At 35.7% G+C, this 18,335-nt stretch carries 17 protein-coding genes; all 17 read left to right on the forward strand.

Going from position 1 to position 18,335, the window contains the following annotated elements; all coding sequences use genetic code 11:
• Nucleotides 1-31: 31 nt before the first annotated feature.
• Nucleotides 32-2,569 carry an alanine--tRNA ligase gene (alaS, locus tag EDC58_RS09280; protein ID WP_123353239.1) on the forward strand — a complete coding sequence of 846 codons (2,538 nt, stop codon included), beginning with the start codon at nt 32-34 and terminating at the stop codon, nt 2,567-2,569.
• Between the two features lie 76 nt (nt 2,570-2,645).
• Entirely contained in the window at nt 2,646-3,281 is a 636-nt protein-coding gene (locus tag EDC58_RS09285) for a response regulator transcription factor (protein ID WP_123353240.1), read from the forward strand.
• Complete coding sequence (locus EDC58_RS09290; protein ID WP_123353241.1) at nt 3,271-5,154, forward strand: sensor histidine kinase; 1,884 nt, start codon at nt 3,271-3,273, stop codon at nt 5,152-5,154. Before EDC58_RS09285 ends, EDC58_RS09290 begins: the two co-directional genes overlap by 11 nt.
• Before the next feature lie 23 nt (nt 5,155-5,177).
• Complete coding sequence (gene maf / locus EDC58_RS09295) at nt 5,178-5,735, forward strand: septum formation inhibitor Maf (protein WP_123353242.1); 558 nt, start codon at nt 5,178-5,180, stop codon at nt 5,733-5,735.
• On the forward strand, nt 5,725-6,624 hold the full coding sequence (locus EDC58_RS09300; protein WP_123353243.1) for a PDC sensor domain-containing protein: 900 nt from the start codon (nt 5,725-5,727) through the stop codon (nt 6,622-6,624). Before maf ends, EDC58_RS09300 begins: the two co-directional genes overlap by 11 nt.
• 2 nt (nt 6,625-6,626) lie before the next feature.
• Complete coding sequence (gene hisH / locus EDC58_RS09305; RefSeq protein ID WP_123353244.1) at nt 6,627-7,232, forward strand: imidazole glycerol phosphate synthase subunit HisH; 606 nt, start codon at nt 6,627-6,629, stop codon at nt 7,230-7,232.
• 9 nt (nt 7,233-7,241) lie between these two features.
• Entirely contained in the window at nt 7,242-7,946 is a 705-nt protein-coding gene (gene hisA / locus EDC58_RS09310; protein ID WP_123353245.1) for a 1-(5-phosphoribosyl)-5-[(5-phosphoribosylamino)methylideneamino]imidazole-4-carboxamide isomerase, read from the forward strand.
• Between the two features lie 94 nt (nt 7,947-8,040).
• The gene (locus tag EDC58_RS09315; RefSeq protein ID WP_123353246.1) at nt 8,041-8,481 is read left to right on the forward strand and encodes a response regulator; all 441 of its coding nucleotides are present in this window, start codon (nt 8,041-8,043) and stop codon (nt 8,479-8,481) included.
• Nucleotides 8,482-8,546: 65 nt separating this feature from the next.
• Complete coding sequence (locus tag EDC58_RS09320; protein ID WP_123353247.1) at nt 8,547-9,377, forward strand: 50S ribosomal protein L11 methyltransferase; 831 nt, start codon at nt 8,547-8,549, stop codon at nt 9,375-9,377.
• Entirely contained in the window at nt 9,370-11,334 is a 1,965-nt protein-coding gene (gene ftsH / locus EDC58_RS09325; protein ID WP_123353248.1) for an ATP-dependent zinc metalloprotease FtsH, read from the forward strand. Before EDC58_RS09320 ends, ftsH begins: the two co-directional genes overlap by 8 nt.
• Nucleotides 11,309-11,956, forward strand: coding sequence for a phosphatidylserine decarboxylase (locus tag EDC58_RS09330; protein WP_123353249.1), 648 nt, complete (start codon nt 11,309-11,311; stop codon nt 11,954-11,956). Before ftsH ends, EDC58_RS09330 begins: the two co-directional genes overlap by 26 nt.
• Nucleotides 11,943-12,653, forward strand: coding sequence for a CDP-diacylglycerol--serine O-phosphatidyltransferase (gene pssA, locus EDC58_RS09335; protein ID WP_123353250.1), 711 nt, complete (start codon nt 11,943-11,945; stop codon nt 12,651-12,653). The genes EDC58_RS09330 and pssA overlap by 14 nt, the downstream gene beginning before the upstream one ends.
• Nucleotides 12,654-12,724: 71 nt before the next feature.
• A complete protein-coding gene (locus EDC58_RS09340) occupies nt 12,725-14,278 on the forward strand; it encodes a 2-isopropylmalate synthase (RefSeq protein WP_123353251.1) in 1,554 nt (517 codons plus the stop codon).
• 45 nt (nt 14,279-14,323) lie between these two features.
• Nucleotides 14,324-15,712 carry a ribosome biogenesis GTPase Der gene (der, locus tag EDC58_RS09345; protein WP_123353252.1) on the forward strand — a complete coding sequence of 463 codons (1,389 nt, stop codon included), beginning with the start codon at nt 14,324-14,326 and terminating at the stop codon, nt 15,710-15,712.
• Entirely contained in the window at nt 15,699-16,499 is an 801-nt protein-coding gene (locus tag EDC58_RS09350; RefSeq protein WP_123353253.1) for a TIGR04219 family outer membrane beta-barrel protein, read from the forward strand. The genes der and EDC58_RS09350 overlap by 14 nt, the downstream gene beginning before the upstream one ends.
• Nucleotides 16,500-16,567: 68 nt before the next feature.
• Nucleotides 16,568-17,362, forward strand: a complete 795-nt coding sequence (locus EDC58_RS09355; RefSeq protein ID WP_123353254.1) for a porin family protein — start codon at nt 16,568-16,570, stop codon at nt 17,360-17,362.
• Nucleotides 17,359-18,327, forward strand: coding sequence for a tryptophan--tRNA ligase (trpS, locus tag EDC58_RS09360; RefSeq protein ID WP_123353255.1), 969 nt, complete (start codon nt 17,359-17,361; stop codon nt 18,325-18,327). Before EDC58_RS09355 ends, trpS begins: the two co-directional genes overlap by 4 nt.
• The last annotated feature ends 8 nt before the right edge of the window (nt 18,328-18,335 follow it).

Genomic DNA, 18,335 nt, shown 5'->3' on the forward strand with positions numbered 1-18,335 from the left:
TTAGTTAAAATTTTATCAAAAAAGGCCGTTAATGGATATTAGGAAGAAGTTTTTAGAGTTTTTTGAAAGCAAAGGACACAAGGTATACCCTTCGGCTCCTCTTGTACCCGAAGACCCGACTCTTTTATTTACAAATGCCGGAATGGTTCCTTTTAAGCCTATTTTTACGGGAGAAAAAGAACCGCCGAATCCTCCAAGAGCCACTTCGAGTCAGTTATGTATGAGAGCGGGAGGAAAACACAACGACCTTGAAAACGTAGGTTACACCAACCGCCACCATACGCTTTTCGAAATGCTCGGAAATTTCAGTTTCGGAGATTATTTTAAAGAAGAGGCTATCGCTTATGCTTGGGAATTCGTAACGGAAGTACTTAAACTTCCAAAAGAGAGACTTTGGATTACTATTCACGAAAGTGACGATGAAGCTGGGAAAATTTGGGAAAAATACGTTCCTAAAGAGAGAATCGTCAAAATGGGCGATAAAGATAACTTTTGGCAAATGGGAGATACGGGACCTTGCGGGCCTTGTAGCGAAATTCATTACGACCAAGGAGAAGAATTCAACTCACCCGAAGATTATTTAGGAGGCGAGGGGGATAGATTTCTTGAAATTTGGAACTTGGTATTTATGCAATATAATCGCGATGAAAAAGGCAACTTAACTCCTCTTCCAAAACCGAGTATCGATACGGGAATGGGACTTGAGAGAATTACGGCTGTTGTCGAGGGTGTAAAAAGCAACTACGACACTTCTATTTTCAGACCTTTATTAAACAAAATCGTTGAAATTACGGGTAAAGAATACTGCCAAGACAAAAGAGGAGCAAGCCACAGAGTAATTGCCGACCATATTAGAGCTGTGAGTTTTCTTGTGGCTCAAGGCGTAAGATTCGATAGAGAAGGTAGAGGTTACGTTCTTAGAAGAATCCTTCGTAGAGGAGTTAGACACGGATATATGCTCGGACAAAGAGAGCCTTTTATGTATAAAATCGTAGATACGTTAGCCGAGCAGATGAAAGAGCAGTATCCTTATCTTCTTGAAAAGAAAGAAGCGATAAAAGACGCTATCAAACTTGAAGAAGAGAGATTTTTCGAAACTATCGATAAGGGAATGGCGCTATTTAAGGAAGAGCTTGCAAAAACTACAGGCGATACGTTTAGCGGTGAAGTCGCGTTTAAGCTATACGATACTTACGGATTCCCGCTTGATTTAACTCAAGATATGCTAAGAGAAGTGAATAAAAAAGTGGATATCGCTACGTTTGAAAAGCTGATGCAAGAACAAAAAGAGCGTGCAAGAGCGAATTGGAAAGGTAGCGGGGATGTAAAAATCAACCTAAAAGACCTTGAAAAATACGAGCCTAATAAATTCGTAGGATACGAATATTTAAGATATGAGACAAAAGTAAAAGCTCTTTTTGATGAAAATCTAAACGAAGTAAAAGAACTAAAAGGTTCGGGTTGGGTAATGCTTGAAGAGACTCCTTTTTATGCCGAAAGCGGTGGTCAAGTCGGAGACAGGGGAGAGATTTTAAAAGACGGGAAAGTAGTCGCGAAAGTAGTAGATACTAAAAAATTCGACGAAAAAAATCTAAGCAAAGTCGAAGATGCCGAGCTAAAAGTTGGCGAAAAAGTAGAAGCGGTTGTGGATGAGAGCAGAAACGAAATCGCAAAACACCACTCTGCGACACACCTTTTACATTCGGCTTTAAGAAAAGTTTTGGGAGAGCATGTAACGCAAGCGGGGTCTTTGGTTGAAGCCAACAGACTCAGATTCGACTTTACGCATCCAAAAGCGCTTAGTAAAGAAGAGCTTCAAAAAATTGAAGAAATGGTAAATAACGTAATAGCAAGAGGCGTAAACGCAGAAGTTGCCGAAATGCCTATAGAAGAAGCGAAAAAAGCCGGAGCTATGGCATTATTCGGTGAAAAATACGGAGATATAGTAAGGGTCGTGAAATTTAGCGATTTCAGTGTGGAGCTTTGCGGCGGTACTCATGTAAAAAATACTGCTGAAATCGGAAGTTTTTATATTACGAAAGAGAGCGGTGTTAGTGCCGGTGTCAGAAGAATCGAAGCGGTTGTCGGACTTAGCGCTTATAAATACGCAAAAGAGTATATCGACTTGGTAGAAGAGTTAAAAGCTCAAAACAAAGCCAAAGATTTAGAGACGTTTATTTCTAAACAAAAAGAAGAAATCAAAAAATTAAAAGACGAAATTAAAGCTCTTCAAAAAGCAGCCGTTAAAGAGATAAAACCTATACAAAAAGACGGAATCAATTTCGTAATCGAAAGAATAGACAACGCTGACCTTAGAGAAATCGCAACCGATTTAAAAGGAAAAATTGATAATTTAGTGGCGTTTTTAGCGGGAGAAAACAAAGGAAAAGTAACTCTTGTAGCCGTTTCTAAAGTTCCTGAAATTAAAGCCGGAGATTTGATTAAAGAATTCGCACCGATTGTAGGCGGAAGGGGCGGTGGAAAACCTGACTTCGCACAAGGCGGCGGAAAAGACGCTTCGAAAATCGACGAATTAATCAAAAAAATTAAAGAAAAATTTAATATTTAACCTCTTTTTTTCCTTTTTCTTACATAGATTTGACTTTGGTTTATTATAATTTTCTCAAAAAAAGGGGAAAGGTTTTATGCATAGCGTTTTATTGATAGAAGACGATCCGCAACACGCAAAAATCGTCAAAAGAATTTTGGAGCACAAAGATTTTCAAGTTACGTTGTGTGAAGACGGAAAAACGGCTGTCGATTTGATTAGAAAAAGGGATTTCGACTTATATCTTATCGATATCAATATTCCTTATATCAACGGAATAGAGCTTGTAAAATTTATAAAAGAGCAGAATAAAACGGGATTTATTATTATGATTACGGCGGCTGTAGAAGAGGAAAACTTCGAAAAAGCATACGGATACGGGTGTGACGACTATATCAAAAAACCTTTTCACGCCGCTGAACTTGAGATGAGAATCAAACATCTTTTAAAAGAGAGTGTGAAATTCGATGATTACGAGTTTAATTTTCACAGCGGAGATTTGTTTAAAAACGGAGAGAGGGTTAATCTCAGAAAAAAAGAAAAAAGACTTCTTCATATTTTATTAAAAAACCTAAACTATACCGTTTATAACGATAAAATTATCGATTTTGTATGGGAAGGAGAAAACAAAAAAAACTACCCTCTAAGACAACTTGTAAACGAACTGAGAAAAAAATTCGACAAGGATTATATTAAAACCGTAGTAGGAGTAGGGTATAGATTTGAAGTATAGAATTAAACTCGACAAAATCGTTTTACTTTTCTTTTTTATTTTATCCATATTCATATTTGCAGCACTGTTTTTTCAATACAACTACTCAAAAAACGTACTTATTCAAAATTTCGTAAACAAGCATTATCTCGATACTATTAAAATTAGGGAATCTTTCAAATCTCTTCTTGATAAAGCTCAATATTATTTCAAAACCGCCGAGGATGAAAATCTGAAATTTTTAAATACTCTTCCTCTTTTTTACAGCAAAGGAAATTTTGACGTTAACGGGATAGCTAAAATATTAAACGAAAATTCGGTATTCGGTAAATACGAAGTTTTTAAAATAGACAGAAATTATAAAATAGTCGACGGTAGTTATAAGCCGGATATCGGATATGACCTCGGAAAATTTAAAGCATACAAGCAAATATTAAACGACGTATTTACGGGTAAAAAAGATATCGATATTTCAAGCCCTCATTTAGACGTTTCTTCTATGAACTTAAAAAGATATTATTTGATTGTGTCACCGGATAAAAAATATCTTTTACAACTTGCTTTTGTAGTAGATATGTTTAAAGACGCAAAAAAATTATATGAAAAAATTTTAAAAAGTACTTCGGACTTAAAAAAACTAAATATTTATTATGTAGATAATTATCTTATTACTCCGATCAATTTTAAAAACAGATATCAGCAAAAACTTCCTTTAAACATTATGTGGCAAAGAACAAATGATATTTTTCAAAAAATTTTGAAATATTCCAACGTTAAAATAGATTTGCCTAAAAAAGATATAAAAAAACAGAATATAATGCTTGCAAAACTTGTGGAAGATATATTTAGAACTAAACATGGCGTAATTAAAAATTTGGACTTAGACCGACATCAATTAGTGTTTTTTACGATAATTAAAGGCGTTTTTGAGAAATCAAATAGTAGACTTTTAATAGAAACGGTATATGACACGACTAAATTAGAAGCCAATATAGAATCTTTAAGAAAAAGATTTTTGTTAATTTTTTTGGCAGTAGTTCTTGGAGTATTTATAATTTATAAATTTGTAATAGATAAAGTTTCGTATGAGATTAAGGAGATAGTCTCTCATATGAAACAAAATAAAAAAGTGGAAAACGTTTCAAGTTTTATAGACGAAATTTACGAACTTAAAAACAGATATAACGATTATCACGAAAAAATTAATCAAGAAATAGCTAAAAACAGACAGCTTTTGGAAGAAAATAAACGTTTTATCGTAGATACCGTTCATCAAATCAAAACTCCTATGAGTGTTATTACCTTAAATCTTGATTATGTTAAAAATATTCTTGCGCAAAAAAAAGTGCTTAACGATAACGAAGTAAACGAATCTATAGAAGAAGTGGATGCGGCAATTCAGATGCTTTTGAATTCATATAACGATTTATCCTATATAGCTTCGAATGAAACGGTAGAGTATAAACCGGAAATGTTAAATCTCTCTCAAATTGTAGAAGAGAGAATAAACTTTTTCTCTTTGATAGCAAAAGCCAATAATAAAGAGATTCATGCCGATATAGATAAAGATGTCTATTTTAATATCAACAGAATCGAGTTCGAAAGACTTGTGGATAATAATATTTCTAATGCTATTAAATATTCAAAGAAAAAAGATATTTATGTTTCTCTTAAAAAAGAGGAAGACAGAATAATCTTAAAAATCGAATCGTACGGTGAGAGGATTAAAAATCCTATTGAAGTTTTTGAAAAAAATTACAGAGAACATTCTCATAAAAGAGGTCTTGGGATAGGGCTTAATATCGTCAAAAACATTTGTGAAAAGTATCAGATTTCTTATAAAACCTACTACAAAGACGGCAAAAATATTTTTGAATATATATTTAGTATTTGATACAATTAGCAAAAAGGAAAGTCTTGCTGATACTTTGCAGCTCATCTCCTACAAGAGCCTCTTTGCTTAAAACTTACAAAATAGATTTCATTCAAAAAAGTTGCGATTTCGACGAAGATTCTATCAAATCAAAAGACCCTTACGAATTTGTAGTTTTGGCAAGTTACGGAAAATTTAAAGAGTGTATGAAGTGTTTTGAAAAAGAAGATATCGTAACTGCCGATACGGTTGTGAGTGACGGCAAAAATATTTTAAGAAAAGCAAAAGACGAAAATGATGCAAGAAGAATTCTTTTGGCTCAAAGCGGAAAAGAGATAAGAATCATTACGGCGATGTGGGTAAGGCTTGAGGGACAAAAATTCGGAAGAATTGATGAAACGATATACGAATTTGATAAATTCGACGAAAAAGATTTGGAAGAGTATATAAAAAGCGGAGAGTGGAGAGGAAAAGCCGGGGCTTGTATGGTGGAGGGATTTTGTAAAAAATATATTAAAAAAGTAATAGGTTACGAATCTACGGCAATGGGACTTTGCGTGGAAGAACTTTTGAAAATAATAGGAGGGAAATATGCATATTAGAGAGATTAAAGATTTTCAAAAAATTAGAAAAGAAGCAAGGGCTTATTTTTGTTATCTCTTGCAAAGAAATTTGCCTAATAAATTACCGGAAATTACAATTGACGTAGTAGTTGACGGGCTTGAAAAGATAGTGCATGAACTTCCTTTTGCAAATGCAGCGTATGTGCTTGATGCGAAAGGAATGCAAATCTCAAGAATGATTACATTAAAAAATGAATATCAAGAGACTATGGTTGAGGTAAACCAAGCCAATAGGACGTATTTTTATAAAGCGGTAAAAGAGAAAAAATGTATTTTAACCGACCCTTATCCGAGTCTTGTAGGTGGAGATATGGTTGTTAGTGCGGCGTATCCTATTTTTAATAATAAAGGTGAATTGTTATACGTTGCCGTTATCGATATTCCTTTAAGAGAACTTTTAAAATTTATGCATGAAGAAAAAGGCGAAAAGTGGTTTCATAATTTCAATAGAGTGGTTTACGGACTTTTTAGTTTGGCGCTTTTTAGTATTGTTGTGTTATTATTTATCGACGGCGTTAAGATGTTTTTTTCTTATAATCTCGCACAGCTTGACGTTAAGAAGATGTTTGAATCTACAATTCTTTTGACTCTTTCTCTTGCGCTTTTCGATTTGGTAAAAACGCTTGTCAGCGAAGAAGTTATAGAAGAAAAAGAAGAACATCCTTTCGCTATTCACAAAACTATGATTAAGTTTTTGGGAAGTATCGTTATCGCTCTTGCGATTGAGGGGCTTATGCTCGTATTCAAATTTGCTATGATTGCACCTCAAAAACTTATGTATGCGGCCGTTTTATTAGCAGCGGTTACGTTTTTGCTTATAGGTCTTGCATATTATATGAAATCCGTCGGAAAAGATATTAAGGACTGATAATGATTGGTATCGTTAATTACAATATGGGAAATTTGGCAAGTGTTGCAAATGCTTTTAAAAAAATAGGCGCAAAAGCCGAAATAGTTAGCGATAGCGATAAACTAAAAAATTACGACAAGCTTATTTTTCCGGGAGTCGGGGCTTTTGGTGATGCTATGGAGCATTTGAGAGAAACAGGGCTTGATGAAGCTATGAGAGAATACGTAAAAAGCGGCAAATACGTACTTGGGGTATGTCTTGGAATGCAGCTTTTGTTTGAAAGTAGTGAGGAATTCGGTAATCACAAAGGGCTTGGAATAATTCCAGGAAAAGTTGTAAGATTCGATAAAAAAATAGAAAAAACTCACAAAGTTCCTCATATGGGGTGGAATAAGATGTTTTTTCAAAAAAATACGCCGCTTTTTGAAGGACTTGAAAATCCTTATCTTTATTTTGTTCATTCTTATCATGCGGTGTGTGAGGATGAATATGTTATCGGTAAAACTTTGTACGGATACGAGTTTGTTAGTGCGGTAAATAAAGATAACGTTTTTGGGTTTCAGCCTCATCCAGAAAAAAGTCACGATGCAGGACTAAAAGTACTTCAAAATTTTGTCAATTTATAAGGAGATGAAATGATTGTTTTTCCCGCGATAGATTTAAAGGACGGACAAGCCGTTAGGCTTACAAAAGGATTAATGGAAAGTGCTAAAGTATATAGCAACGAGCCTTGGGAACTTGCCAAAAGATTTGAGGATATGGGCGCTAAATGGCTTCATATCGTTGATTTAAACGGAGCATTTGCCGGTGAGCCTAAAAATATAGACCAGATTGAAAAAATAAGAAAAAATACGAATCTGAAAATCCAACTCGGCGGTGGAATCAGAGATGAAGAGACTATAAAAAGATATCTTGATTTGGGGATTAACAGACTCATTTTAGGAAGTATTGCGGCAAGAGAACCTGAAAAAGTAATAGAACTTGCAAAAAAATATCCTATTGCTGTTGGAATCGATGCAAAAGACGGATACGTAGCGGTTGACGGATGGGGTAAGAGTGAAGGAATAAAAGCGACAGAACTTGCCGAAAAATTTAAAAATAGCGATATCGAATGTATTATCGCTACCGATATAAGCAAAGACGGAACTCTTCAAGGTCTTAATATAGATTTTATTCTTGAAGTTATGAAAGCTTCGAACAAACCTGTTATCGCAAGCGGCGGTGTCGCAAGCGAGGAAGATATCATAAAAGTAAAACAAAACGACATCTACGGAGTAATAATCGGAAAAGCCTTCTACGAAGGAAAAATAGACCTGGCACAAATTTTAAAACTTCAATAATTTTTTCACAATTCACCTCAAAATCCTCCTCTTTTTCTAATTTTTTTATTTTTTTTGTCGATATGGAGTAAAGTATTCTCTTAAAGGAGTTGTTATGGGAAAAATATTAGTTGTTGATGATGCTAAAACCATGAGGAGGATTATCAAAAACTCATTAATAAAATTAGGATTTAACGAAGCGGATATTTTAGAAGCCGAAGACGGAGTAAAAGCTTGGGAACTTTTCCAGCAATATAAAGACGAAATCGACGCGGTGCTTACGGATTGGAATATGCCTAATATGAACGGACTTGAACTTGTGAAAAAAATAAGAAATTTTGAGCAGGAACAAGGTATTTTAGGTAAAGGCGCTAACTTTATCAAAGATATAAAAGCCGGAAAAGGCGTAAAAATTATTATGATTACCACAGAAGGTGGTAAAGAAAGCGTAATTGAGGCGGTAAAAGCCGGAGTAAATAACTATATCGTTAAACCGTTCAATATTCAAAAACTAAAAGAAAAACTTCAAATGATAAAATTAATAGGAGCGGCTTAACTTTATTTAAGGTGAAATAATTTGTATAATTACAAAGCAATACAATATAAAGGTGCTTTGTAATTATGAAAGAGATTTATTACGAATATTCCATAAAAACTGACAAATTTAAAGATGAAATAGAAAATTTTTTAATGGAGAGGTTTTTTAACGGAATAGAAGAAAAAGATAATACGCTTATTTTAAGAAGCGAAGAACCTCTTGATGAGATTATGGAGCAATTAAGAGAGTATGTTAAGGCTTTGGAAGAGATTTTTTCCACACGGATAAATTTCGAAATAAACGTTGAGAAAAAATCGAATAAAGATTGGGTAAAACTTTATCAAGAATCGATAAAACCCGTAGAAATAGACGAATTTTATATTCATCCCTCCTGGTATCCCCCAAAAGAAGGTAAAATCAATATTATTATCGACCCGGCTCTCGCTTTTGGGAGCGGTCATCACGAAACTACAAGAAGCTGCGTAAAAGCGTTAAAAAAATATGTCAAAAAAGATGATACTCTTTTTGATGTGGGATGCGGTAGCGGAATTTTGGGAATTGTCGCAAATAAACTCGGAGCAGTCGTAGATGCTTGCGATACCGACCCGCTCGCAGTGGAAAGTGCAAAAGAAAATTTCGAATTAAACAACGCAAAATATAGAAAAATATTTCAAGGTAGCGCCGCAGACTCAAATGAAACCTATGACGTTGTCGTAGCCAATATTATTGCGGATGTTTTGGTGTTTATCGCTAACGATTTGAAACAAAGAGTTAATAATATTTTAATACTATCGGGTATAATTGACAAGTACAAAGACAAAGTGCTTGATAAATACAAAGATTTCGAACTTTTAGAGGAGATAAGAGAAAACGAGTGGGTGACATTAATATTAAGAAAGGAAGTTAATGGATAATAAGAACAATAAAAATAATAACTTTTTCAATCAAAATCCGCTACTGCTATTTATAATTTTCGCAATTGTAATAATAGTAATTTTTAGAAGTATCTCTCCGACTGCGACGAATACGGTATTTAACAATCAAACAAAACAGGTGATGACATATACCTATTCGGATATAAAACAACTTGCAAAAGAAGGCAAACTCGAATATGTGGCAATCGGTAAGAATATCGTAAGAGCCAAATTAAAAGACGGAGAAATAATTACGGTACAAAAAGTACCTAACGACCCGACGTTAGTCGAGACTCTTGATAAGTATAAAGTTCCGTACGGAGCAATTAACGACAATAATTGGCTTAGCGATTTGATTTTCGGATGGATTATTCCTATATTTATTTTCTTTGCCATTTGGATGTTTTTGGCAAGCAGAATGCAAAAAGGAATGGGCGGAGTTTTAGGTTTCGGTAGTGCTAAAGGGCTTATAAAAAGCGAAAAACCGAACGTAAAATTTGACGACGTTGCCGGTAACGAAGAAGCCAAAGAAGAGGTAAAAGAGATTGTCGATTTTCTAAAAAATCCGGACAGATATATAGAGCTCGGAGCGAAAATTCCAAAAGGTGTGCTTTTGGTAGGGCCTCCGGGGACGGGGAAAACATTGCTTGCAAAAGCCGTAGCCGGTGAAGCGGATGTGCCGTTTTTTGCGGTAAGCGGTAGTAGTTTTATCGAAATGTTCGTGGGTGTTGGTGCCGCAAGGGTTAGAGATTTGTTTAATCAGGCGAAAAAAGAAGCGCCGAGTATTATATTTATCGACGAAATCGACGCGATAGGAAAAAGCAGAGCCGCAGGCGGACCTATGGGCGGAAACGATGAAAGAGAACAAACTCTAAATCAGCTCTTAGCCGAAATGGACGGATTTGATTCTAACGAGCCGGTAATCGTTTTAGCGGCGACAAACAGACCCGAAGTTTTAGACCCTGCACTTCTTAGACCGGGGAGATTTGATAGACAGGTGCTTGTAGATAAGCCGGATTTCAAAGGAAGAGTCGAGATTTTAAAAGTTCACGTTAAAAAAATAAAAGCCGGAAAAGACGTTGATTTGGAAGAAATTGCAAGAATGACGGCCGGACTTGCGGGTGCGGATTTGGCAAATATCGTAAACGAAGCGGCATTGCTTGCGGGTAGAAAAAACAAAAAAGAGGTTAATCAAGAAGATTTCGTAGAAGCTGTTGAGAGACAAATCGCAGGACTTGAAAAAAGAAGTAGAAGATTAAACGACAAAGACAAAAAAATCGTAGCGTATCACGAAAGCGGACACGCCGTAATTGCGGAAGTGACTCCGGAAGCAAGAAAAGTAAAAAAAGTTTCAATAGTTCCTCGTGGGCTTGCCGCGCTCGGATATACGCTTAATATGCCTGAAGAAGATAAGTACTTGATGCAAAAAAGAGAGCTTATCGCGGAAGTCGATACGCTTCTTGGAGGACGTGCGGCTGAGGAAGTGTTTATCGGTGAGATTTCTACGGGAGCCGGAAACGACCTTGAAAGAGCTACTGATATCGTAAGAGCAATGGTTAGTATGTACGGAATGACGGACGTTGCGGGGCTTATGGTTCTTGAAAAACAGACCAATAGATTTTTAGGAGGCTTTGCTCAGCAAAGAGAATATTCCGAAAAAACACAAGAAGAAGTCGATAAATTTATAAAAGAGTTTTTAGCTCAAAGATACGAGCATGTAAAAGAGACACTTAAAAAATACGCACCTGTAATCGAGGCTATGGTAAAAGAACTTTATGAAAAAGAAGTAATCGAAGGAAGTAGAGTTAGAGAGCTTATTAAAGCTTTTGAAGAGGGAAGACTCGAAGAGGAGACAAACTCTAAAAAAAGCGAAGAAAAAGATGAAAAAAATAGTGAGAATTCGGAAACAGATTCTCAAAAAGAGGAAAACAATGAAAAAGACGGAAATAATTCTTAAAGAAGGGTATCCTTTTATATTAACGAGCGGCGCTTTATTTATATTGTCGTTACTTTTTGGTTTTTCGCTTTTTTGGCAGATTCTGTTTTTTGCTTTATTTGCGTTTTTTCTCTATTTCTTTAGAAATCCGGCAAGAATTCCGGAAGATGAAAGCCCCGGGGCTATAATTTCTCCGAGTGACGGAACAATTATAGAAATAAGCGAAGCGATTTCGCCGATAACAAAAAAAGAGGCTATAAAAATATCGATAAGACTCTCTATTTTTGACGTTCATATTCAACGTGCGCCTATTAGCGGCGAAATGAGTGCAAGAGAGTATATTCACGGAACGTTTTTATCGTTAAACAGCGAAAAAGCGAGTGAGCTAAACGAACAAAACAGAGTTTTGTTTCAAAATGAAGATACCCAAATCGTAGTAAATCAAATAGCAGGTTTTATCACAAGAAGAATCGTTATGTTTAGAGATTTGGGACCTATAAAATTAGCAGAGAGATACGGAATGATAATGTTAGGCTCTCAAGTGGACGTTTATTTGCCGAAAAATACGATTGTTAAAGTTACTGAATTTCAAAAAGTTTATGCAGGTGAGAGTTTGATAGGATATGTGTATGAAGAGAATTAATTTAGCGTATCTTTTGCCGAATTTTTTTACGGCTCTTAGCGCTTTTTTCGGAGTGATGGCAATAATTGCTTCGTCACAGCAAAAGTTTGAAAAAGCTTTTATTTATATTGTTTTGAGTCTTATTGCCGACGGGCTTGACGGAAGAGTGGCGAGAATGACCAACACGACTTCCAAATTCGGAGTGGAGTTCGATTCTCTTGCGGATTTGGTGGCGTTCGGAGTAGCGCCTGCTATGATGCTCTTTTTTGCCGCAGGGCATGAGTTCGGTAGATTCGGAGCGCTTGTTAGCGGTCTTTATGTTGTTTTCGGGGCGATAAGACTTGCGAGGTTTAATGTTACGACAGGTGAGCTTGACCCGAGATATTTCATAGGGTTGCCTATTCCTACCGCGGCTGTAGTGCTGAGTAGCTGGATTATGCTCGATTTGAAATATGAGGGAGGTTTGAGCTTACTTCTTGAAATAGGAGCGCTGTTTTTGGCGTTTTTGATGGTGAGTAATTTCAGATATCCGAGTTTTAAAAAGATAGATTTCAATAAAAGCGTAGCTTTGAAAGTGCTTGTAGGTATTATTTTGGTCGCTTCTTTGATATACTTATTTCCGATTGAAGCGATAGCGGGAATACTTACGATTTATACGTTTTACGGGTTTGTGCGAGGAATTTTGAACTATAGTAAAGCAATAAAGAAAAGTAATTAATAATTTTTTTCCATTGACAATCATTTATGATTGCAGTATAATTATAAAAAAATAGCCAAAAAGGAATTTTTATGGAAATGGTAAAGATATTTGACACCACTTTAAGAGACGGAGAGCAAAGTCCCGGTGCAAGTATGACGATTGAAGAGAAGATAAAAGTGGCAAAACAACTTGAAAAATTGAGAGTTGATATTATCGAAGCCGGTTTTGCCGCTGCGAGTCCGGGGGATTTCGAAGCGATACACAATATCGCAAAAGAAGTTCAAACATCGACTATCTGTTCGCTTGCAAGAGCGGTCGAAAAGGATATAAAAGCGGCAGGTGAGGCTATTGCACCCGCACCTCTAAAAAGAATACATACATTTATAGCGACAAGTCCTATTCATATGGAATATAAACTTAAAATGACTCCCGATGAAGTTATTAAAAGAGCGGTTGATGCCGTAAAATACGCTAAAACATTTGTCGATGATGTCGAGTTTTCTTGTGAGGATGCGGGAAGAAGCGAAATGAGCTTTTTAAAAGAGATTATAAGTGCCGTAATAGAAGCGGGGGCAAAAACTATCAATATCCCGGATACGGTCGGATATAGATTTCCTACCGAAATGGGAGCTATGATAAAAGAACTTGTCGATTACTTCCCAAAAGACGTGATTTTTAGCGTGCATTGTCATAACGACTTGGGACTTGCAACAGCTAACTCTTTATATAGCGTACTAAACGGCGCAAGACAAGTGGAATGTACTATAAACGGACTTGGTGAAAGAGCAGGAAACGCCGCACTTGAAGAGATTGTAATGGCTATAAAAGTTAGACGCGATTTGTTTGAAGGAATCGATACGAGAATCAATACAAAAGAGATTTATCCGACAAGCAGACTTGTTGCGAGCGTAACGGGAATAGAGCCGCAACCGAATAAAGCGATTGTGGGTAGAAACGCTTTTGCTCATGAAAGCGGAATTCATCAAGACGGAGTGTTAAAACATAAAGAAACTTATGAAATTATGAGTGCGGAAGATATCGGGCTTGATGTGAAAGATACTATTGTTCTTGGAAAACACAGCGGACGCCATGCGTTGAAGAAAAAACTCGAGCAATTAGGATTTACCGATATCAGCGAAGAAGAATTGAACGAAATTTTTATGAAGTTTAAAAAACTTGCTGATAAGAAAAAAGAGATTTACGACGAAGATATTTTGGCTATTATCAACGAAGCAAGCGACAAAACGCCGAAAGTTTACGAACTTATATCTTTGCAACTTAGCGATTGTAGCGACGGAATGCCGAGTGCTGCTGCAAAAATTAAATTCGAAGACAAAATTTATGTAGATGCGGCAATCGGCGAGGGAACAATTGACGCGGTATTTAAAGTAATAGATAGAATCAGCGGAATAAACGGAAGACTTATGGATTATAAAGTCGAGGCGGTTACCGAAGGAAAAGACGCTCTTGCAAAAGTAATGGTAAAAGTGATTTTCGATGAGAATAAACCGGCTGTTATGGGGCACGGATTAAGTATCGATACTATGCTTGCAAGCGCAAAAGCCTATATTAACGCTCTAAACAACTACATCCACATGAAAGACCTTCTAAGCAAAAAAATCAGCTACAAAGACTCAATCTGAGTCTTTCTTATTTGATATAATTTAATTAAAAAAAAGAGGATATTAATGTTAAAAATAGCAATACTTGGTAAGCCGAACGTTGGAAAGAGCAGTTTTTTCAACAGAGTGCTTAGACAAAGAGACGCGATAGTCAGCGAAAAAGCAGGTACTACTCGCGATATAAAAAAGAGAATAGTCTCCCTTGATGACGAACTTGAGGATATTATTTTACTTGATACGGGAGGGCTTGAAGAGAGAGACGAACTTTTTGAAAAAGTAAAACAAAAAGCTCTTGATGTTGCTAAGAAAGCCGATTTGATTCTTTATATGGTGGATGCCAAAACTATCCCCGATGAAAAAGAGATAGAATACGTAAGAACTCTTCAAAGATTAAATAAACCTATGATTTTGGTTGTTAATAAAGTAGACAACGACAAATTAATGGAAAACGTCTATAATTTTTACGAACTCGGAATAGAAGAAGTTTATCCGATATCGATAGCTCACAATAGAGGAGTCGGGAAATTAATTGAAAGAATCAAAGATTATATTCCTAAAAAACCGAGAGTTATCCAAGAAGCTACCTCTATTGAAGAAGATATTCCTCTTGAAGAGCTTTTTAGCGAAGAAGACCAAAACGAAGATTTGGAAACTCTAAAAGAGATTAAAGTTGCGATAGTCGGTCGTGTAAATGTCGGGAAAAGCTCTTTACTTAACGCTCTTGTTGGAGAAGAAAGAGCGATAGTTAGTGATGTTGACGGAACGACTATCGACCCGATTGACGAGAGTATTTGGTTTGATGGCTATAATATCACTTTTATCGATACGGCCGGAATTAGAAGAAGAGGAAAAATAAAAGATATAGAAAAATACGCTCTTATGAGAACAGAAAAAGTCCTAAAAGAAGCGGATGTCGCTATTTTGGTGCTTGATAGTAAAGAAGGAATAGTCGAGCTTGACGAAAAAATCGGTGGTCTTATCCAAAAACACAAAAACGCCGTAATAATCGTCGCAAATAAATGGGATGAAGCCAAAATGGATTATAAAAAATTCGAAACCGAAGTAAGAGATAGATTCAAATTCCTTTATTACGCTCCGTTTATGGTAGTGAGTGCCAAAACGAAAAGGAATCTTGATAAATTAAAAGAAAAAATTATTTACGTATATGGCAACTATACAAAAAGAGTACCTACCTCAAAACTTAACGAATGGATAAAAGAAGCGACTCAAAGACACCATCTACCTACCGATATCAGAGGAAGAGAAATCAAAATTTACTATGCAACGCAATTCGGTATTAAACCTCCGACTATTGCGCTTGTGATGAATAAACCGAAACTTCACTTCTCATATGAGAGATATTTGATTAACTTTATTCGTTCAAAAGAAGATTTTACGGGAACGCCTATCGTTCTTATACCAAGAGAGAAAGGAAGCAAGAATGAAAAAGATTAGTATAGCGGCACTACTAATAACGGGAATTGCAAGTTTTGCGAGTGCCGATTTATTTAGTGTGAGTGCAGGTGCTGGGTATGAACAGCAAAAAATTAGCGGTTATGCGAAAAACGGAGATACTATCAACTACTTCGGTAGTGTGAGTAGTTATGGAGGAACTGTCGGATATTTAGGTTTGAAAGATGAAAATAATCCGTATGTGTGGGTAAAACTTATTCATCCGATTCCTCTACTTCCTAATATTAAATTACAATATACGAGATACGATTCAACAGGTCATAGTAACTATATCGCTGGTAACGTAAAAATCGGAAAAGTTTATATTAACGGAGCTATAATCAACGCTGACACTTCTCAAAAAATCAACTCTTACGATGTAACTTTATTTTACGAATTCAAACCGGTTTTTGCGGATTTTGAATTTGGTGCGGGTGTTGATATATGGCAAGGACATACGAAAATTTACGGAACCGAACAAAATACCGGTGTGACGAAATATTGGGTGGATAACGATTGGACGGTAATATTGCCTTATGTTTACGGAAACGTAGAAACAATGCAATTTTTCGGATTTTCGGCACTCGGTTATGTAAAATGGGCGAAAGCCGGAGATAATCACCATTATGAATATTTAGGAGCTCTTAAATATACGATTGACGTACCGGGTCCTATCAATCCTTTTGTAAAATTAGGATATAAATACAAAGAAGTATACGGAACTGACGGAGATACTACTACAAAACTTCAATATAAAGGTGCTTTTTTAGAGCTTGGCGCTAAATTTTAATTTATTTTTTTACTTAACTTATATACCTCTTTACCGATATAAAAATAAAACCGGTAAAGGGGTATAAAATGAAAAGATTATTTTTGGCTGTTTTTTTAACTGCCGGAATGTTAAAAGCTGATTTTTTTAATATCAGCGGCGGATATGGTGTAGAACAACAGATTATAGGCGGATATGTAAAAGGTTCCAAAGGTAAAAACTATTTTGGAAAAAAAAGCGTTGATTTTAATAACGATCCGTATACGGGATATTTCGGACTTAAAAACAAAACTCATCCTTACTTTTGGATTAAATTAACTCACAAAATTCCTTTTGTTCCTAATTTTAAATTCAGATACATAAAATACGAAACTACCGGGCATAGTAATTATATTGCTTCAAATGTTACTGTGTTTGGGAAAGTTAGCATAAATACTATTTTGACCGATGCGGATACTTATATGTCGATTGATGCGTATGAAGGGACTGCTTTTTATTGTATAAATACACCTATAGGTAAGAGTGAATTAGGACTTGGGGCCGATTATTGGAGAGGTACTTTTAGGATATATGATAACGTAACGAAAGAGTACAAAATAAATTATACCGGTTCTTTGATTCTTCCTTATTTGTATGGAAGTATAAATACGGTAAAATTACATGGATTTTCTTTTGTAGGAATTGCAAAAGTGGCAAAAATCGGAGATAAACATCATTACGACTTCTCCGGTGGAATAAAATATAGTATAAATTTAAAAAATATTATCGAACCTTTTGTTAAAATTGGGTATAAATACAAAGAAGCATATTATACGGATAGTAACGATAACACCACAAAACTATCCTATAAAGGTGCATTTTTAGAAATAGGAGCGAAATTTTGAGAGTAGTAAGTGGAATGAGACCTACGGGTAAACTTCATTTGGGGCATTTTATAGGTGTGCTTAAAAACTGGAAAGAGTTGCAAGAAAAATATGATTGCTTTTTTTTCGTAGCCGATTGGCATGCGTTAACGACTAAATTTGATGAAAAAATAGATTTGAGACAAAATAGCGTCGAGCTTGTAAAAGAGTGGATAGCAAGTGGTATAGACCCGGAAAAAACGACGCTTTTTATCCAAAGCGAAATAAAAGAGCATGCGGAGCTTTATTTGATTTTTAATATGATTACACCTGTAAGTTGGCTTGAGAGAAATCCGACATATAAAGACGCTATGCAGCAAGAAGAGTATAAGAAAAAAAATAACGCCGGATTTTTGACATATCCTGTTTTACAAACAGCGGATATCGTACTTTATGATGCGGATTTGGTGCCTATCGGTGAAGACCAAAAACCTCATTTGGAACTTGCAAGGGATATCGTTAATAGATTCCATTATCTTTATAAAACCGAAATATTTAAAGAGCCTCAAGAGATGCTAACTGAAGTACCGAGACTTCCGGGGCTTGACGGTAGAAAAATGAGTAAAAGCTTTAATAACGCTATTTATCTTGACGAAACTCCAGAAGAAATTTGGGCAAAAGTAAGAATGGCCAAAACAGACCCCGCAAGAATCAAAAAAACAGACCCTGGACATCCGGAAGTTTGTATAGTTTTTGAATATCATAAAGCCTTTTCATCTCCTGATGAGGTGGCTGAGATAGAGAGTGCTTGTAGAGCGGGAACTATCGGATGTGTGGAGTGTAAAAAAAGATGTGCGACAAATATAGAAAAAGTGGTCGCACCGATAAGAGAAAAGAAAGCTCAGTTAAAAAACGATGAAATTTTAGATATAATAAATAACTCAAATAAAAAAGCAAGAGAGTTGGCAAAAGAAAAAATGAATCAAGTTAATAGAGTAATTTTTTAAAGGAGCGT

Origin of the sequence: Caminibacter pacificus (assembly GCF_003752135.1) — a bacterium.
Classification (GTDB): Bacteria; Campylobacterota; Campylobacteria; order Campylobacterales; family Nautiliaceae; genus Caminibacter; species Caminibacter pacificus.

What these genes read in the sequence shown, in the direction of transcription:
- pssA (WP_123353250.1), top strand. Translation starts at nt 11,943, where the DNA reads ATGAAGAGAATTAATTTAGCGTATCTTTTGCCGAATTTTTTTACGGCT.
- EDC58_RS09320 (WP_123353247.1), top strand. Translation starts at nt 8,547, where the DNA reads ATGAAAGAGATTTATTACGAATATTCCATAAAAACTGACAAATTTAAA.
- EDC58_RS09355 (WP_123353254.1), top strand. Translation starts at nt 16,568, where the DNA reads ATGAAAAGATTATTTTTGGCTGTTTTTTTAACTGCCGGAATGTTAAAA.
- hisA (WP_123353245.1), top strand. Translation starts at nt 7,242, where the DNA reads ATGATTGTTTTTCCCGCGATAGATTTAAAGGACGGACAAGCCGTTAGG.
- EDC58_RS09330 (WP_123353249.1), top strand. Translation starts at nt 11,309, where the DNA reads ATGAAAAAGACGGAAATAATTCTTAAAGAAGGGTATCCTTTTATATTA.
- EDC58_RS09340 (WP_123353251.1), top strand. Translation starts at nt 12,725, where the DNA reads ATGGAAATGGTAAAGATATTTGACACCACTTTAAGAGACGGAGAGCAA.
- EDC58_RS09350 (WP_123353253.1), top strand. Translation starts at nt 15,699, where the DNA reads ATGAAAAAGATTAGTATAGCGGCACTACTAATAACGGGAATTGCAAGT.
- EDC58_RS09300 (WP_123353243.1), top strand. Translation starts at nt 5,725, where the DNA reads ATGCATATTAGAGAGATTAAAGATTTTCAAAAAATTAGAAAAGAAGCA.
- ftsH (WP_123353248.1), top strand. Translation starts at nt 9,370, where the DNA reads ATGGATAATAAGAACAATAAAAATAATAACTTTTTCAATCAAAATCCG.
- hisH (WP_123353244.1), top strand. Translation starts at nt 6,627, where the DNA reads ATGATTGGTATCGTTAATTACAATATGGGAAATTTGGCAAGTGTTGCA.
- der (WP_123353252.1), top strand. Translation starts at nt 14,324, where the DNA reads ATGTTAAAAATAGCAATACTTGGTAAGCCGAACGTTGGAAAGAGCAGT.
- alaS (WP_123353239.1), top strand. Translation starts at nt 32, where the DNA reads ATGGATATTAGGAAGAAGTTTTTAGAGTTTTTTGAAAGCAAAGGACAC.
- EDC58_RS09315 (WP_123353246.1), top strand. Translation starts at nt 8,041, where the DNA reads ATGGGAAAAATATTAGTTGTTGATGATGCTAAAACCATGAGGAGGATT.
- EDC58_RS09285 (WP_123353240.1), top strand. Translation starts at nt 2,646, where the DNA reads ATGCATAGCGTTTTATTGATAGAAGACGATCCGCAACACGCAAAAATC.